Source organism: Exiguobacterium sp. OS-77 (genome assembly GCF_000414195.2).
In the GTDB taxonomy this organism is placed as follows: Bacteria; Bacillota; Bacilli; order Exiguobacteriales; family Exiguobacteriaceae; genus Exiguobacterium_A; species Exiguobacterium_A indicum.
Genome location: NZ_DF239008.1, coordinates 2,793,830 through 2,809,298, shown reverse-complemented (window position 1 = coordinate 2,809,298; position 15,469 = coordinate 2,793,830). Strand labels below are relative to the sequence as shown.

15 protein-coding genes are annotated in these 15,469 nt (G+C 44.2%); 14 read left to right on the top strand and 1 reads right to left on the bottom strand.

Going from position 1 to position 15,469, the window contains the following annotated elements:
* The first annotated feature begins 103 nt into the window (after nt 1-103).
* From EXG77_RS14335 to EXG77_RS14280, 12 genes are all read left to right on the top strand, one after another.
* On the top strand, nt 104-952 hold the full coding sequence (locus EXG77_RS14335) for a LysR family transcriptional regulator (RefSeq protein WP_035399074.1): 849 nt from the start codon (nt 104-106) through the stop codon (nt 950-952).
* A 144-nt stretch (nt 953-1,096) separates the two neighbouring features.
* Entirely contained in the window at nt 1,097-1,360 is a 264-nt protein-coding gene (locus EXG77_RS14330) for a metal-sensitive transcriptional regulator (RefSeq protein WP_023466936.1), read from the top strand.
* Between the two features lie 56 nt (nt 1,361-1,416).
* Nucleotides 1,417-1,896: a DsrE/DsrF/DrsH-like family protein gene (locus EXG77_RS14325; RefSeq protein WP_023466937.1), complete on the top strand. Its 480-nt coding sequence runs from the start codon at nt 1,417-1,419 to the stop codon at nt 1,894-1,896.
* A gap of 22 nt (nt 1,897-1,918) precedes the next feature.
* On the top strand, nt 1,919-2,278 hold the full coding sequence (locus EXG77_RS14320; protein WP_035399072.1) for a rhodanese-like domain-containing protein: 360 nt from the start codon (nt 1,919-1,921) through the stop codon (nt 2,276-2,278).
* A 25-nt stretch (nt 2,279-2,303) separates the two neighbouring features.
* Entirely contained in the window at nt 2,304-2,600 is a 297-nt protein-coding gene (locus tag EXG77_RS14315) for a rhodanese-like domain-containing protein (protein WP_023466941.1), read from the top strand.
* Between the two features lie 28 nt (nt 2,601-2,628).
* Nucleotides 2,629-3,204, top strand: coding sequence for a sulfurtransferase TusA family protein (locus tag EXG77_RS14310; RefSeq protein WP_035399070.1), 576 nt, complete (start codon nt 2,629-2,631; stop codon nt 3,202-3,204).
* A gap of 35 nt (nt 3,205-3,239) precedes the next feature.
* Entirely contained in the window at nt 3,240-4,376 is a 1,137-nt protein-coding gene (locus tag EXG77_RS14305; RefSeq protein WP_023466943.1) for an MBL fold metallo-hydrolase, read from the top strand.
* Between the two features lie 43 nt (nt 4,377-4,419).
* Nucleotides 4,420-4,647 carry a sulfurtransferase TusA family protein gene (locus EXG77_RS14300; protein WP_023466945.1) on the top strand — a complete coding sequence of 76 codons (228 nt, stop codon included), beginning with the start codon at nt 4,420-4,422 and terminating at the stop codon, nt 4,645-4,647.
* Nucleotides 4,648-4,833: 186 nt separating this feature from the next.
* Nucleotides 4,834-5,934 (top strand): peptide-methionine (R)-S-oxide reductase MsrB, encoded by a 1,101-nt coding sequence (gene msrB, locus EXG77_RS14295; RefSeq protein ID WP_035399068.1) that lies wholly within the window; start codon nt 4,834-4,836, stop codon nt 5,932-5,934.
* Between the two features lie 145 nt (nt 5,935-6,079).
* Complete coding sequence (locus EXG77_RS14290) at nt 6,080-8,926, top strand: S8 family serine peptidase (RefSeq protein ID WP_035399066.1); 2,847 nt, start codon at nt 6,080-6,082, stop codon at nt 8,924-8,926.
* Between the two features lie 145 nt (nt 8,927-9,071).
* Nucleotides 9,072-11,642 (top strand): ATP-binding protein, encoded by a 2,571-nt coding sequence (locus EXG77_RS14285; RefSeq protein ID WP_052017213.1) that lies wholly within the window; start codon nt 9,072-9,074, stop codon nt 11,640-11,642.
* Nucleotides 11,643-11,840: 198 nt separating this feature from the next.
* A complete protein-coding gene (locus EXG77_RS14280) occupies nt 11,841-13,379 on the top strand; it encodes a GGDEF domain-containing protein (RefSeq protein ID WP_035399064.1) in 1,539 nt (512 codons plus the stop codon).
* A gap of 66 nt (nt 13,380-13,445) precedes the next feature.
* Here EXG77_RS14280 and EXG77_RS14275 read toward each other — a convergent pair whose 3' ends face one another.
* The gene (locus EXG77_RS14275) at nt 13,446-14,084 is read right to left on the bottom strand and encodes a FusB/FusC family EF-G-binding protein (RefSeq protein WP_035399063.1); all 639 of its coding nucleotides are present in this window, start codon (nt 14,082-14,084) and stop codon (nt 13,446-13,448) included.
* Nucleotides 14,085-14,207: 123 nt separating this feature from the next.
* On the opposite strand from EXG77_RS14275, the gene EXG77_RS14270 reads away from it, so the two are divergent.
* Together EXG77_RS14270 and EXG77_RS14265 are read left to right on the top strand one after the other, a co-directional pair.
* Nucleotides 14,208-14,942, top strand: a complete 735-nt coding sequence (locus tag EXG77_RS14270; protein WP_035399062.1) for a hypothetical protein — start codon at nt 14,208-14,210, stop codon at nt 14,940-14,942.
* 64 nt (nt 14,943-15,006) lie between these two features.
* Nucleotides 15,007-15,456, top strand: a complete 450-nt coding sequence (locus EXG77_RS14265; RefSeq protein WP_035399060.1) for a general stress protein — start codon at nt 15,007-15,009, stop codon at nt 15,454-15,456.
* Nucleotides 15,457-15,469: the final 13 nt, after the last annotated feature.

The following is a 15,469-nucleotide window of genomic DNA, read 5'->3' as shown; positions in this document are numbered from 1 at the left end:
CTTTCTAATACGTGATACCTTGAGTATGAAAGAGGAATACAAGATTATAAAAATGAATTAATTATATATAAATGATTATGAAATGTAATGAGGAGGGGTATTGTTGAAATTAACTGAACTCAGAACGTTCGCCACACTCGTTGAAACACGTCACTTTACGAAAACAGCGGAACAGTTATTTCTGTCGCAACCGACGGTCAGTGTTCACGTCAAACGACTAGAAGAAGAGATCGGACATTCATTGTTAATACGTGATTCATTCACAATAGGGGTCGAGGTATCGGAAATGGGCTGGATTGTCTATCGCCATGCAAAAGAAATTCTATTCCAACTCGAACAGATGCAGTCCCAGCTGGATGAATCGGAAGGTGTCTTCCGCGGAACCTTACGGATAGGAGCAACGCATACGATTCACGAAATGTTGCTCGATGACATGATTCATCTGTTTTCAAGCGCTCATCCCGAGGTATCACTAGATATCCAATTAATGAATCACGATCAAGTGGCAGCAGCCTTAAGACATCGTGATATTGATCTCGGGATGATCGAAGGAGAACTGACACTTGATGGGGTCAAACAAATCGTCTTTGCAAAAGATCAACTGCACATCATGGGTGCGTCCCACCTTTCGTTAAACGATGCAACGTGGATCGTTCGCGAAGAAGGATCTGCATCCCGCTATGCGCTCGATCGTTGGCTAGATGCTTCGTCGATCGTTCCCGCACGAAAGATTACAGTCGATGCCAACTATTTAGTGCGTCAACTTGTTTTTAATGGGAGTGGCATTGCAGCATTGTCGGAACGACTCGTCACGTCTTTCCCGTCCGAGTCCTTTACGCTTCATGCGAAAGGGATTTCTAAACGAACGTTTCGTTATCTGTTACCAGAGAAGATGCCGACTCGCCTAGCAGAACATTGGATCACTTTTTTACAGGCGAATTGGAAAGGTTAAATGCAAAAAGATTTCCGGACGTTCTACAATGGCGACAAAATCGGAAATCTTTTTCGTTGACTTATACCCCTGTAGGTATTATTGTATGAAATGTACCAACGAGATATGACGTATGTCACATTTAAAAAAGGAGATGAACTTCATATGGAAAACGGTTATGAAGATCGCATCATTCATCGGATGAATCGGATTGAAGGACAAATCCACGGTATCGTTCGAATGATGAAAGAAGAGGCGTCCTGTAAGGATGTCGTCACACAACTGAGTGCGACACGTAGTGCAATCGATCGTGTCATTGGTCTTGTCGTCAGTGAGAACTTGATCGACTGTGTCCGTCAGGATGATGCGACGGAAAATCATGAACAAGCCGTTGCAGAGGCTGTTCAACTCTTAATGAAAAGCAGATAAAAAATTTTTACGAATTAATATACCCCTTAGGGTAAATACTTGGAGGAATTACGTTCATGTCAGATACGAAAAAAACAACCATCGTTTTATTTAGTGGAGAGTACGACAAAGTCATGGCAGCTTATATCATTGCCAACGGTGCAGCCGCATACGATCACGAAGTCACGATTTTTCATACCTTCTGGGGTTTGAATGCGATGCGTAAGGATGAACCGATCCAGCCGGATAAAACATTCCTTGAGAAGATGTTCGGTAAGTTCATGCCACGCGGTGCTGATAAGATGCCACTCTCGAAAATGAACTTCGGTGGTGCAGGTCAAAAAATGATTAAAAACGTCATGAAGAAGCACAATGCGATGCCACTTCCAGACTTAATCGAATTAGCGAAAGAACAGGATGTCAAACTCGTCGCCTGTACGATGACGATGGATTTACTCGGTTTGAAACAGGAAGAATTACACGACGGGATTGAGTATGCAGGTGTTGCCGCCTACCTCGCCGATGCGGAGAACGGAAACGTCAATCTATTCATCTAATGATCTGAAGGAGGAGTGACGCATGGATGTACGATCGATTATCTTGTTGCTCGTCGTCGGCTATCTCGCTTATAAGATATTCGCCCCAACAAAAGGCGTCAAGCAAGTGTCGACCACGGAACTGAAGCCGTTACTAAACGACCGCAAACGATTTTATCTCGATGTTCGAACACCGGCAGAATTCAAAGGCAATCACATCAAAGGATTTAAGAACATTCCGTTACAAACGCTAAACCGTCAACTGAATCAAATCCCGAAAGACAAAGAAGTGCTCGTCATCTGTCAAAGCGGGATGCGAAGCAAACAAGCCATCAAAGTACTAAAAAAAGCCGGTTATTCAAATGTCACGGAAGTCCGTGGCGGAATGAATGCCTGGCGCTAAATCGAATCAAGAGGAGGAATTGAACATGAAACGCATGACAGCAACCGAAGTACAGGAAAAAATCGAACGTGGTGAACAACTGAACGTCATTGATGTCCGTGAAGTCGATGAAGTCAAAGAAGGAATGATTCCGGGAGCAATCCATATTCCACTCGGATTGATCGAATTCAAGATGAACGAACTCGACAAGAAAAAAGAGTATGTCATGGTATGCCGTTCTGGTGCGCGCAGTGGTCGCGCAACGACATATCTCGAAGGACAAGGATATGACGTGACGAACATGGATGGCGGCATGATGTCGTACGAAGGCGAAACGAAATAATACCCCACACCGTAAAGGAGCGAATTGTATGACTAGGATTAAATCAGATATCGTATTGGACGCTAAAGGTCTCGCTTGTCCGATGCCGATCGTTCGGACGAAAAAAACGATCAAGATGTTAGAACCGGGACAAGTCATAGAAGTCCAGGCGACGGATAAAGGATCAACTGCAGATCTCCGTGCCTGGGCAAACAGCACCGGCAATCATTATTTAGGCACGATCGAAGAAGGAGAAATACTCCGTCATTACGTTCGGAAATCAACAGGTGATGTCACGGAACCAGCAGCATTCGCTCAAACCGTCGACAACGCAACAGTCGAAGCAGCACGCCAAGACGACTCGATCACGGTGCTTGATGTTCGTGAACAAGCAGAATATGCCTTCGCCCATGTACCGGGAGCCATCAATATTCCGTTAGGCGAACTGGAGACACGCCATGCAGAACTGGATTCAAATCAGACGATTTATGTCATCTGCCGGACAGGTAGCCGAAGTGACATGGCATGCCGACAGCTCAGTGACAAGGGGTATACGATCCACAATGTCGTACCGGGTATGCAGGAATGGGCGTCTGAGACGACGACACTCGTTTCAGCGAAATAATACAACAGCGTAAAGTAGAGGAGGAACGAGTAGATATGGCACAAGCAATGACAGCCGCACAAGTTACAAAAAAAATCATTGGACGTGAGTCTCTGTTCATCTTAGATGTCCGGAATGAGGATGCGTTTCAAGATTGGAAAATCGAAGGAGAGAACTTCAAGTACCTCAACATTCCGTATTTTGAATTGTTGGATGGTGTCGAGGAGATTCTCGATCAGCTTCCGAAGGATCAGGATGTTCTCGTCGTTTGCGCAAAAGAAGGGTCATCGATTTTCGTCGCCGATATGCTAGAAGAAGCAGGACGAGACGTATCGTATCTGTCAGGCGGCATGAAAGCATGGAGTGAACATCTAGAACCGATTTCAATCGGAACGCTGAACGAAACAGGAACTGATCAAGGCGAAGTCGTTCAGTTCGTCCGAATCGGTAAAGGGTGTCTCTCGTATATGGTCATCTCAGAAGGAGAGGCCGTACTCATCGACGCGACACGAATGACGGATGTGTATTTGGATTATGCCGCATCACGCAACGTCACGATTAAGCATGTATTTGATACACATCTTCATGCGGATCATATTTCTGGAGGACGCGACATCGCCGAAAAAACAGGCGCGACATACTGGTTGCCGCCAAAAGATGCGTCGGATGTCACATTCGATTATGCACCACTTGAAGACGGTAGTACGGTTCAAGTGGGGGATACAGCGATTGAAGTACGCGCTCTTTATTCCCCGGGACATACGATTGGATCGACTTCATTCATCGTCGATCAGCGTTATTTATTGACAGGTGATATCTTGTTCATCGACTCGATTGGTCGTCCGGATTTAGCCGGTCTCGCGGAAGACTGGGTCGGTGACTTACGCGATTCGCTCTACAACACGTATCGTGATCTTTCACCAGAACTCATCGTCTTACCGGCACATTTCATGATCATTGAAGAATTGAACACGGATGGTAGTGTAGCGGAAAAATTAAGCATCTTGCTTGCGAACAATCATGGTCTCAACATCGACGATGAAGCAACATTCCGGAAAATGGTCACAGAGAACCTGCCGCCACAACCGAACGCGTATCAAGATATCCGTGAAACAAACATGGGGAAACAGACACCCGATCTTGAAACACAACGGGAAATGGAAGTCGGACCGAACCGCTGTGCGGTACGCTAAGCCGATGCATAACGAACATCAAATCATTCAGGAGGAATACAACATGAAATCAGAACTCGTACTCGACGCAAAAGGACTTGCTTGTCCGATGCCAATCGTAAAAACAAAAAAAGCCATCGCTGGACTCGAATCAGGTCAAATCCTTGAAGTCCATGCAACGGATAAAGGGGCAAAAAACGATCTTCAGGCGTGGGCGACATCAGGTGGTCATGCACTCGTCAAACATGAAGAAGAAGCAAGCGTCCTAAAATTCTGGATTCAAAAAGGTTAATTTTCGAAAAGAGTCGATATGAGGCTCTTTTTTTTTGTGGAGAAACACACAAGAACTCTACATAGTATTGAATGTGCTTCTTTTGAGCACATGCTACGACAAGACGGTATTAGCGCGGTACAGTTAAATAAAAGAACATCCAATCGACGTCATGCGACGTAAGCTAAATAAAGGAGGCGAAGGGAGATGAAGAAACGAATGTGGACGATTTTATCAGTCATCGGTCTCATCGTCATCATGGTCGGGGGATACTTCGTGTTCCAGCAACAGCAAGCAAAATCAAGTGGCAGTAAGGAATTGAGTTATCAACCGGAAGAGACAGCGATTTTAGCTGGAGGATGCTTCTGGTGTATGGAGCCCCCGTTCGAAGAATTAAAAGGAGTCAAGTCCGTCATTTCTGGTTATACGGGCGGTGATGTTGAAAATCCGACGTATAATCAAGTGTCAGCGGAGACGACAGGTCATCGGGAAGCGGTATTGATCACGTTTGATCCGAACGTCATCTCGTACAAGCAATTATTAGATGTCTACTGGCGCCAGATTGATCCGACGGATGCAGATGGTCAATTCGTCGATCGTGGTGAGTCTTATACAACGGCGATTTTCTATACGAATGAGAAACAAAAAGAAATCGCAGCACAATCGAAACAGGATTTAGAGAAACAACAGATCTTCGATGATAAAATCGTCACACCGTTGATTGCGGCAGGTCCTTTTTATGAAGCGGAAGCATACCATCAGGATTACTATTTGAAGAGTGAGAAGAAATATAAGTTTTACCGGGCAGCTTCTGGACGCGACGACTTCATCGATCGCTACTGGAACGATCAGCCAAAGGTCGATCTTCCAACCTATCCAAAATTATCAGACGCAGAAATCAAAAAGAAATTAACCGCCATCCAGTATAAAGTGACACAAGAGGATGGAACGGAGCCGGCGTTTGATAATCCGTATCACGATTTGAAAGCAGACGGGATCTATGTCGATCTGATTTCTGGAGAACCACTGTTTTCATCAAATGATAAATATGATTCGAAGACAGGATGGCCGAGTTTTACGAAACCACTTGAGCCAGGTAATATCATTGAGAAAAGTGATTTTTCAATCGGCATGAAACGGATGGAAGTCCGAAGTCGACATGGAAATGCCCATCTTGGACACGTCTTCTCGGATGGTCCAGAGCCAACAGGGCTTCGGTATTGTATGAACTCAGCCGCCTTACGTTTTATTCCGAAAGAGGACTTGAAACAAGAAGGATACGGCGAATATGTAGCAGATTTTAAATGAATGGAGTCAGACGCATCGTGTTCTTTAGAACATGATGCGTCTTTCTTTCAAAATTGTAAGATTTCACTATAAATTAATTATCCATTTTATCCATATACTGTTTATAATCAAATTAAAGTATATCCATTTTGAAGGAGGAGCATGTGTGAAGAAACTGATGATTTGGGTCATTCTGAGCTGTTTAGTTTTAACGCTCGGCGTAGGACCAACTACTGCAAAAGCGGAGACCGCTCTTGCAAGCGCAACACTTTTACAAGCAGGACAAGAAACGACACTTAAGACCGGAATGGAAGAAAAAAATACATATTGGTACCGTGTCAATCATGAAGCAGGTGTAGAAAAAACAGCGTCACACTTTGAGTTATCAATCGATACGGATCAACCTGTTCAAGTGACAGCTTACCCGAGCGAAGCGATGGCAGCTGAAGATGATACATTTGATCGTTACCGGACAGAAGCAGAACCGAATGAAAAAGCAACGACAAAATTAGCCGTTCCATATGCATGGGATGGACCGTATTATGTCAAAGTCGAATATTACCCGAACATCGAAGAGGGGAAAACGACAAAAGCAGCAAACGTTAAGCTGACATACAATAACGTCAAATTAGCTGTCGAATATGAGCCAATCAGTGATATTAGCTGTATGGCAGAAGAAGCATTAAAACAAACAAAAGAAGAAAAACCAATGCTTGCTCTTATGCACTCGATCCAAAAACAGGTATTGAGTCAATCGGACGCAGGTCGTGCCTTGACGTCGCTTTATTACAAAACATCGCCTTACGTTGTCAAAACGCTTCTTTTCAATAAAGATAAGCGTCAACAAGCGTACGAAGATTTAAAAACATTGAAACCTGCAATGGAGGCACTCGTACGTGGAACATCGTACACGCTGACAAAGACAGATCAACAAGCCGTTGACCGTCTTTATACATTATCACGCGATGCATCGCCTGCTGTGATTGCAGAAGAAATCGATGGATATGCCAAAAAAATGAAGATATCTGAGATGAGCGGCAGTACGTTAGACGATACGTTCGGAACATTAGGGATGAACATTCAGTCAAAAGAAACTACGCGATTCATCGTTAAGTTAAAGCCAGGGAAAACAGTCAGTTCGATGAAAATTGCTGGAATTCAATCAGCAGATGTTGAGCGTTTACCGCTTGGTAAAGCTGGTGATTTCATTGTAGTGACAGAAGATCCAACGGTGAAGGGACAATCAGCGTCAGCATTAAAGCAATCGATTGGTCGCTCATCAGCAGTCGAATATGTGGAAAAGATTCAAACTTACAAAGCAACAAGTGATATCAATTTTGATTACCAATGGGCCATCAATAAGAAAACAGTCTTCGAACAGTTCCCGAATGTTGGAATTGGTTTTGAGGAGTTCCAAAAACGATTTAGTGGGAAAAAATTAGCACCTGTCAAAATTGCGGTCATCGATACAGGTGTTGATTATCGCTTAAAGGATTTACAAGGGAAAGTTGATATTGCGAATGAGAAGAACTATGTTTCCGTAAACGGAGATGGCGACGCGATTGATGATAATGGTCACGGAACACACGTGGCAGGTGTCATCGCAGCGACGATCAACAATGATTACGGGATCCAAGGGATTCATCAGTCGGCACAAATCTTACCAGTTAAAGTATTGAATGCAAATGGCGAAGGAGAAACGGATGCCATCGCACTTGGAATTAAATATGCTGTTGATCATGGAGCGAAAGTCATCAATATGAGTCTTGGTGGCGGTGAAAGCCGCACGATGGCTTATATGATGAAATATGCTGCAGATCATGGTGTGACAGTCGTTGCGGCTTCAGGAAACGACTACGATATGATGGTCGGGTTCCCAGCAAACTCAGAATATGCGATTTCTGTTGGAGCGACGAATACGCTCGGTATGGTTTCAGATTACTCGAATTATGGAGTCGGCCTTGATGTCGTTGCACCGGGTTCAAAAGTAGCGAGTTTGATTCCAGACGGAAATACGGTGTATATGGATGGAACAAGTATGGCTTCACCACACGTCGCAGCTGTTGCGGGAATCTTGAAGTCACTTAATCCTAAACTAACACCTAAACAAATCGAACAAATTCTACAAAAAAGTGCAGAACCACTCGCTTTCGAAAATCCGAATGATTGGTTTGAGGAAGAAGAGGGAGAAGAGCTTGAATTCAAGTTTCCTGCCTATGTCAGTCCGGTTTCAGGATACGGTAAAGTCAGTATTCCTCGGGCAATTTCGCAATTGAATCTGAACGGAACTGTCAACAACGTATATGATAATAAACTGACTGTCACAGGAACGGTTAAAACCGGAACAAAAGTGGAAGTATGGTCCACTAAGAAGTTGGGTTCTACTACAGCTAAATCCGGAAAATATAGTGTGACGATTCCACGTCAAAACAAAGGTACGGTCCTAACAATTCGTTACACAAATGGACTGGATATCACGTCAGAACGTACAGAAGTCCTTCCTGGAAAAGCGCCAGCAGCTCCAAAAGTTAAACCAGTACTTGCCGGTGCAACAAAAATGACAGGTACAGCTCTTGCGGGCGGTACGGTTACTGTCAAAGATGCAAAACAAAAGAAAATCGCCACAGCGAAAGTCGACGCAAAAGGTCACTTCAGTGCGAAATTACCAAAACAAGTCGGTGGTTCAAGCTTGATCGTCACAGTGACGGATATTGCTAAACGCACAAGTAAACCGACGATCGTAAAAGTCCTACCAGCCCCAGCAGCACCGAAAGTGAAATCCGTCTATGCCGGACAAACGAAAGTAACCGGGACAGCTGAAAAGAAATTAAGTGTTTATGTAAAAGATGCGAAGAAAAAAGTCATCGGAAAAGGAACGGTTTCTGCAAAAGGAAACTATTCTGTCAAAATTCCGAAGCAAAAAGCAAAAGCGAAGCTTTCTGTCTACGTTAAGAATACGCGTGGTCAAGTGAGCCCTGTGACTTCTGTGACAGTGAAGAAAGCAAAAAAATAAGCGGATAAAAAGACCTTTTTTCGGGTACATTCCGAGAAAAGGTCTTTTTTTGTATATCCTAGCTGTTGCTTCGAAAGCGTTTCTATTATATTTAAAGAAACAAATGAAAAAGCATCATTCGATGAATGATGAGGAGGATACATTCATGGTGAATTGGATTCGGCGACGAATCGGTCGGCAGTTGCTGACTGTTTTTTATGCGGTACTGATCGTAGTATCGATTACTTCGTTCTTTGTCTATGACTATATGGAAGGACGAATCGAAACATCAAAACAGAATCTCGAGACGATCAGTGAACAAAATCGCCGGGCCAATGATTTGTGGGACAATTGGCAAACCGTCCAGTTTGGATTGCGAGGATTCGTCATTTTTGGTAACCAAGAACGGTTTGATGAGATTCAGGCGCTCCGAACAGATATCAAAAGTGAGACGGATTGGTTCATGCGAAACGCCAAAACGGATGAAGAAGAAGAATTCGCAGCGCAAATGACGAATTTATATGAGTTATACTATGATGCCTTGTTCCCGTTGACCCAGTCTTACGTCAATGAGAAAAAGGCGAATCGGATCAATGAGGACTTCTTACAGGGGGATAGTCTGTTTTCTTTACCGATTGCGGAGCGTCTTGTCGATCAAGGGCGATTAAAGCCAACTGCCGATGGTTCGATTGATATTACACCAGACATTGAAAAAGCCTCTGCAGCACTTGATGAATACCGGACGAATCTCAGCCAACAACAAGAAACGGCTGTCAGGGAACTGCGGAGTGAAGTCGCAAAGTCACAATGGATTTGGATTTCAAGTATCGTTGTGCTCATTGCCTTCATCCTTCTCTTCGTGCACCCGTTCCTTCGCCGGATGACACGGCAATTGTTACGTTTGATTGATGATAATCAAAAACTTGCTCGAAAAGAACCGATTAAGATTGATAAAGCTGCCGAGCAGCGACCAGACGAAATCGGATTATTGCGCGCAGCCTTTAATCGGATGGTCGTGACGACGAATGCCCATACGGATGCGATGCAAGGAAAAAATGAAGAGCTGCAGGCGCAAAGTGAAGAGTTGCTCGCGCAACAAGAAGAATTGCAGGCGCAACAAGAAGAACTCGAAGAAGCTTATCAAACGACGAAAAAGAATGAGGAAAAGCTCCGATTACGTAGCGAACTGACAGAGGCGCTTGCTGTTCGCGAAACCGTCGAATCGTATCCGGCAATCGTTCAAAAGATGATCGATATCACCTCTTCGGAGTACGGTGCACTGTTGCTCTATGAAGAAGGAGCGTTCATGGGTGCGACAACGAATGGGATGACGATGGATTATTTAAAAGTTCTCCTGAAAGATGAGATGTCCGTCATCAATCGATCGGTTCGGGAGATGAAATTCGTCCAATCGGAAAAACGGGTGACGCGTCAAAAAGACTATCCATATTCATTTAGCACGTATGAAGTGACGATTCCTATCGAAGATCCAGAAACGCATGAATTGATTGCAGCCATCTATCTGGTTCGTTATAAATCTGCCTATAAAGGACAGCAGTTAACGGATATTCGCGAGTTCGCGCAACAGATGACGTTATCGCTCCTACGAACGCGTTCTTACGAAGGGATGCGTCAAGAAAAAGAAAAGACCGAGCAAGTGTTGGACTCAATCCGAGAAGCAATCATTTATCTTGAGGATGGAAATGGAGAATTATACGTCAACCGTCCGTTGTTTGAGTTAATTCCAGAACTACAATCGGAATTTACGGTAGATCGAACGTTACCGTCGAGTGAGTACGTCATCAATGTAATGCGTCAGTTGGTGGATGACGTCGAAGCCTTTAATACGTATCTAGATTTGATTCGTTCCGGTGAGATTTCACCGGACAAGGTCCGATTTGATATTCGAAACAACACCGCTCATCTCGAAGTCTACGCAGAACGTATTGATGTTGTCGGAGGATGGAAGGGAATCATCCTCGTCTTACGGGATATTACCCGGGAAACAGAAGCCGATCGTCTCAAAACAGAACTCGTCTCGACCGTATCGCATGAGTTACGAACACCACTCTCATCTATTTATGGTTTTACAGAGTTGATGCTGAATCGAAAGATCGATGACTCAAAACAGCAGAAATATCTAGCGACGATCCATAATGAGACGGAACGGTTATCGAACCTCGTCACGGACTTCTTAGACGTTCAGCGAATGCAGTCGGGTGGACAGTTGTACCAAATGGCACATCTCGATTTGTTTACCCTAACTGAACAAGTGATGTCCTTGTATGACGCTTCAAGTGAACAGCACGATCTCCATTTGCAGTTGCTCAGCCCGGATCGTCCATTCATTTTAGGAGATGAAGACCGGATTAAACAATTAATGAGTAACTTGATCAACAATGCGATCAAGTATTCTCCAGATGGTGGGCGTGTTGACGTCTGGATTGATACGAAAGACGATCAAGCCATCATTGAAGTGAAGGATGAAGGAATTGGGATTCCGCATCATGCCTTTGCTCACTTGTTTGATAAATTCTATCGTGTCGATAACTCGGATACACGTCGAATCGGTGGAACGGGACTCGGTTTATCGATTTGTAAGGAAATCGTCAAAGAACACGAAGGCATCATCCATGTCGAATCTGAAGTTGGCAAAGGTAGTCGATTCATCATCGTGTTACCGCTCAGTCTAAGTGAATCCATTGAGTCGACAGAAAAGAATCGACGTTCTAGTTAAAGAAAACGTGATACGTTCCAGTTAAACCGTGTTCAGACCGCTTAGGTGTGAACACGGTTTTTGGTTGTTTTTAAAATGAGTAATCATGCGAAAAAAAGATTTTAATAAAATAAAAAAAGAGTGAATAAACAGCAATCCTGAACCGATATACCTATAGGACAAACGAACTATGGTTAAAAAAGGAAAGGGGGAATCGTCATGTATCAGAGATGGTTGGGAGTCGTTATGGGCTGGTTGCTGTTTCATATCGTCTGGGTGACGTATGTAGGCACGGATACGGTAATCGGACAAGTCGTCAACAGTCTGTTCACGATCGGTGGCGTAACCATCTCCCTCTATTTGATTTGGCGGGCACAACGACGCCATACAAGACGCCCTTTTACTTACCGCTTATTTCTTCTATTATTATTCGCTAATGCGATGCTTGGTATAGGCGAATGTGGACAACTTCTATACTTCCTCCGAGAATGGACGCGAACAGAACCGTTTGATTGGATCGACTTGATCTTCAGCTTTCAAATTTTGATCTATATCATTGCTTTCGGTTATTTCCTTCGCAATCGACGGCAAGAAGTCAATTTACGCGTTTTTCTATTTGATGAGTTCATCATTTTAGTCGTTGCTGGATCGCTCTCGTGGCACTACTTAGTGACACCCTATTTAGAAGCAAATGCCTTGCTGACGATCGAAACGCTTTTATGGCTTCGTTATCCGATCGGTGATTTATTGTTGCTCGGCGGAATGATTGTCTTATTCTTTGGTTTGATGAAACGTGGTAATGGCGGATCGTTATTATTGATTCTACTCGCATTTCATTTTCAATTACTTGCCGACCTCCTATACGTCGTCCTAGAACGATTTGATTATCCATTTCCTTCGAGTTGGCTCGATCCGTTATGGTTAGCGACTGTCATGATCGTCGGGCTTGCCGCATATCGCTTTGACGCTGAAGAAGCGCTCGTTCCTCTTGACGTCACACGGAGATGGATCGATGTCTTACGTTTAATTACACCTTACTTATTCTTATTGATTCTATTCGTGACGATGGCACGGCAAACGATTAGTTGGAACGGTTTGACGATTGGTTTGATGATTGCAATCCCGTTATTGATTTCGCGTCAAATCCGGATCGTCGTGGACAATCAACGGTTGCGCGAGAATCTCGAAGCGAAGGTGGAGGAGCGAACGGAAGCATTAGCAACTGCCATGGAGGAGATGCGACACATGGCATATCACGATGCCTTAACAGGACTACCGAATCGCTATTTGTTTGCGCGACTATTCCAAGATGCCTTGTACCGAGCGGAAGCGAGTGAAAGACAAGTCGGATTATTCTTTATTGATATCGATCACTTCAAAGAGATTAACGATACGTATGGACATCGTGTCGGAGATCAACTCATCATCGATGTTACGACACGTCTACAAAAGAAATTACCGCCCAATACAGTCATTTCAAGACAAGGTGGAGATGAGTTCGTCGTCTTATTATTTGACGTTGAACAAGAAGCAGAAGTGGTGCAGTGTGGAGAACATCTCGTTTCCTTGTTCCGACAGCCGTTTCATCATGGCATCATTCCACTTCCGATAACGGCGAGCATCGGTGGAGCAATGTATCCGGCGCATGCAGCTTCTCGATCGGACTTGATCGAGCAAGCAGACCTAGCGATGTACGAGGCGAAACGTCGCGGGAAAAATCAATTCTGTTTACACGAATCCGCAGTAACGAAGATGTAAACAAAAACACGCTCGTATACTGAACCTCATCGGATCAGTCATACGAACGTGTTTTTTTGATGCCTATCATTTCTTTTGCGTGCGTGCTAAGAACGTTTCAATGACTTCTGGATTCGTCATAGCTTGATTACATGCATCGCTGTCGATACACATATGATGACCAATCGTCTGATGCTGTTCAGCTGAACGACGTGTCGTTGCGGTTACGAGTGTGATGTCACTATACGTATGGCAAATCGCACAGATCCCTTTTTGGATCGATGGCAGATAGGTTCCCTCGACGCCGATCCATTGACCGTCCAAAGGATAGACGAAATATTTTTTTCGATTCCCGGTATCGTTCCAGCTTAAAAACGTCGTGTGAGCCCATTCAAAGGAGTGAAGTGGTGGAACATGTAACTTTTTCGTTTTTTTGAAGAGCTGACGGATCCGTGATTCAGAAATGCTCGGAAACGGTTGGACGAATGGTTCGACGTGTGCTAAATATGCGAGGAGATCCTGTTCGGATTCGGCGTCACGAATGTTCGTCAACAGCGCTTCCTGTTCCGGTGTAAGTACGGGCAATAGATCAAATATCTTTTCAGCGGCACTATACCGGACAGCATCACGAACATCCGGATCATGAACGGCAGCGAATTGATGTTGCAACAGGTCGACTTGATTCCGAATGAAGTTGTATTGATAGGGCAATAAAAATGTGTCCATTCGCGTTCCTCCTTTTCTTTTCATCGTACCGGAATTTGGCAACAGAACAAAGCGACATTTTTGTTTTTCTGCCTCTTGCAGGGGGAATTGAATAACAGAATGAACGAGGAGGTGAAGAGGGGCGTGCAGTATTTAACATTTTTACGCCTCATGAATATAGGAGCATTCCTCTTTGCATTGCTAGCGCGCGTCGTTTGGTCAAATCCGGTCACCCTTCCTACGTTGCCTCTTGTTCCAGCCCCTTTTTTTGATGCGATTACAGGTATTGTGTTCACAACGTTGTTAATTTGGTGTATTCGACCGGTTCGTGCCTTCCCAGCAGATCGAGAACTGATTGAAGATATCGGAGGATGGCTCTCGTTATCACTCGTGACGCTTGGCGTCAGTAGTATGACCGGACCACCTTGGGAACTCGTCTGGACTACGATTTCATTCATCAGTCTTTGTTTAGTCTATATGAAAATTCAGTATCATCCTCGGCGCTCGCCTTGGATGCGCTCTCCGATTTCAGTCCTTCTCGCTTGGATGAGTACGATGTTGTTGATTTTACCATTTCGGATCTTATCCGATTTTCAGTTCACTTCGCTATTTGCTCTTTCCGAACAGCAATGGAGTACTATTGCACTTATCGTAGCGATTATCGGAGGACTATTGTTTGTCGTCATTCATTCCGATTGGGTGTTTGGTCTCGCGCTCGTCTGGTATTTAATTGGATTGTACTTTAACGATCGCCTCTTTCTTCTGCAACAAATTGTAACAGGGGTCGGAATCGTATGTGTTTTACTCTTGTGCTATTACGTCTTCTATAAACGGCAACGTCTTTTTCGACAGCAATCGCCGAAGTCTTCTTCATCCTAGTCATGTTTTAGATGAATTTGGGGTATATCTCATATAGTTGTTATAAAAGGGGGAGACGTGTGTCATGGGAAAAAAACAATGGATCGGTGTCTATCAAAATGAAACGGATTTGATTCGAAAAATTGAGGATCTACATTTTGCGGGTTATCTAGAAGAAGATTTATATGTCGTGTTACAAGATAAAACCGATATGGCGATGTTACGCGGACAATCAGCGGCGCAACTCGTCTCCGGTAAACGGACGCTGTTTGAGCGATTTACGGGCAAACCAGCTTCGGCTGAGGAAATTCAAACTGCCTTTACGGAACTCGGATTACCGGAGTCGGATATTCGTCAGCATGTCTTACGTGTTCAACAAGGTGAGTATGTCCTGTTAGCAGACGAAGCAGGGGCAACACGTCCTGCGCCGAAACCAAAAAGTATTTTGGAGACAGAGCCAGAAGGAATCGAGGCAGAACGGAAACTCGATCATGAAAACCGCGCCCTCGAAAATGAAAATGATCGGATGCTGTAAGAGAGTCGTGCAG

What these genes read in the sequence shown, in the direction of transcription:
- EXG77_RS14325 (WP_023466937.1), top strand. Translation starts at nt 1,417, where the DNA reads ATGTCAGATACGAAAAAAACAACCATCGTTTTATTTAGTGGAGAGTAC.
- EXG77_RS14320 (WP_035399072.1), top strand. Translation starts at nt 1,919, where the DNA reads ATGGATGTACGATCGATTATCTTGTTGCTCGTCGTCGGCTATCTCGCT.
- EXG77_RS14305 (WP_023466943.1), top strand. Translation starts at nt 3,240, where the DNA reads ATGGCACAAGCAATGACAGCCGCACAAGTTACAAAAAAAATCATTGGA.
- EXG77_RS14310 (WP_035399070.1), top strand. Translation starts at nt 2,629, where the DNA reads ATGACTAGGATTAAATCAGATATCGTATTGGACGCTAAAGGTCTCGCT.
- EXG77_RS14265 (WP_035399060.1), top strand. Translation starts at nt 15,007, where the DNA reads ATGGGAAAAAAACAATGGATCGGTGTCTATCAAAATGAAACGGATTTG.
- EXG77_RS14275 (WP_035399063.1), bottom strand. Translation starts at nt 14,084, where the DNA reads ATGGACACATTTTTATTGCCCTATCAATACAACTTCATTCGGAATCAA.
- msrB (WP_035399068.1), top strand. Translation starts at nt 4,834, where the DNA reads ATGAAGAAACGAATGTGGACGATTTTATCAGTCATCGGTCTCATCGTC.
- EXG77_RS14285 (WP_052017213.1), top strand. Translation starts at nt 9,072, where the DNA reads ATGGTGAATTGGATTCGGCGACGAATCGGTCGGCAGTTGCTGACTGTT.
- EXG77_RS14300 (WP_023466945.1), top strand. Translation starts at nt 4,420, where the DNA reads ATGAAATCAGAACTCGTACTCGACGCAAAAGGACTTGCTTGTCCGATG.
- EXG77_RS14330 (WP_023466936.1), top strand. Translation starts at nt 1,097, where the DNA reads ATGGAAAACGGTTATGAAGATCGCATCATTCATCGGATGAATCGGATT.
- EXG77_RS14280 (WP_035399064.1), top strand. Translation starts at nt 11,841, where the DNA reads ATGTATCAGAGATGGTTGGGAGTCGTTATGGGCTGGTTGCTGTTTCAT.
- EXG77_RS14315 (WP_023466941.1), top strand. Translation starts at nt 2,304, where the DNA reads ATGAAACGCATGACAGCAACCGAAGTACAGGAAAAAATCGAACGTGGT.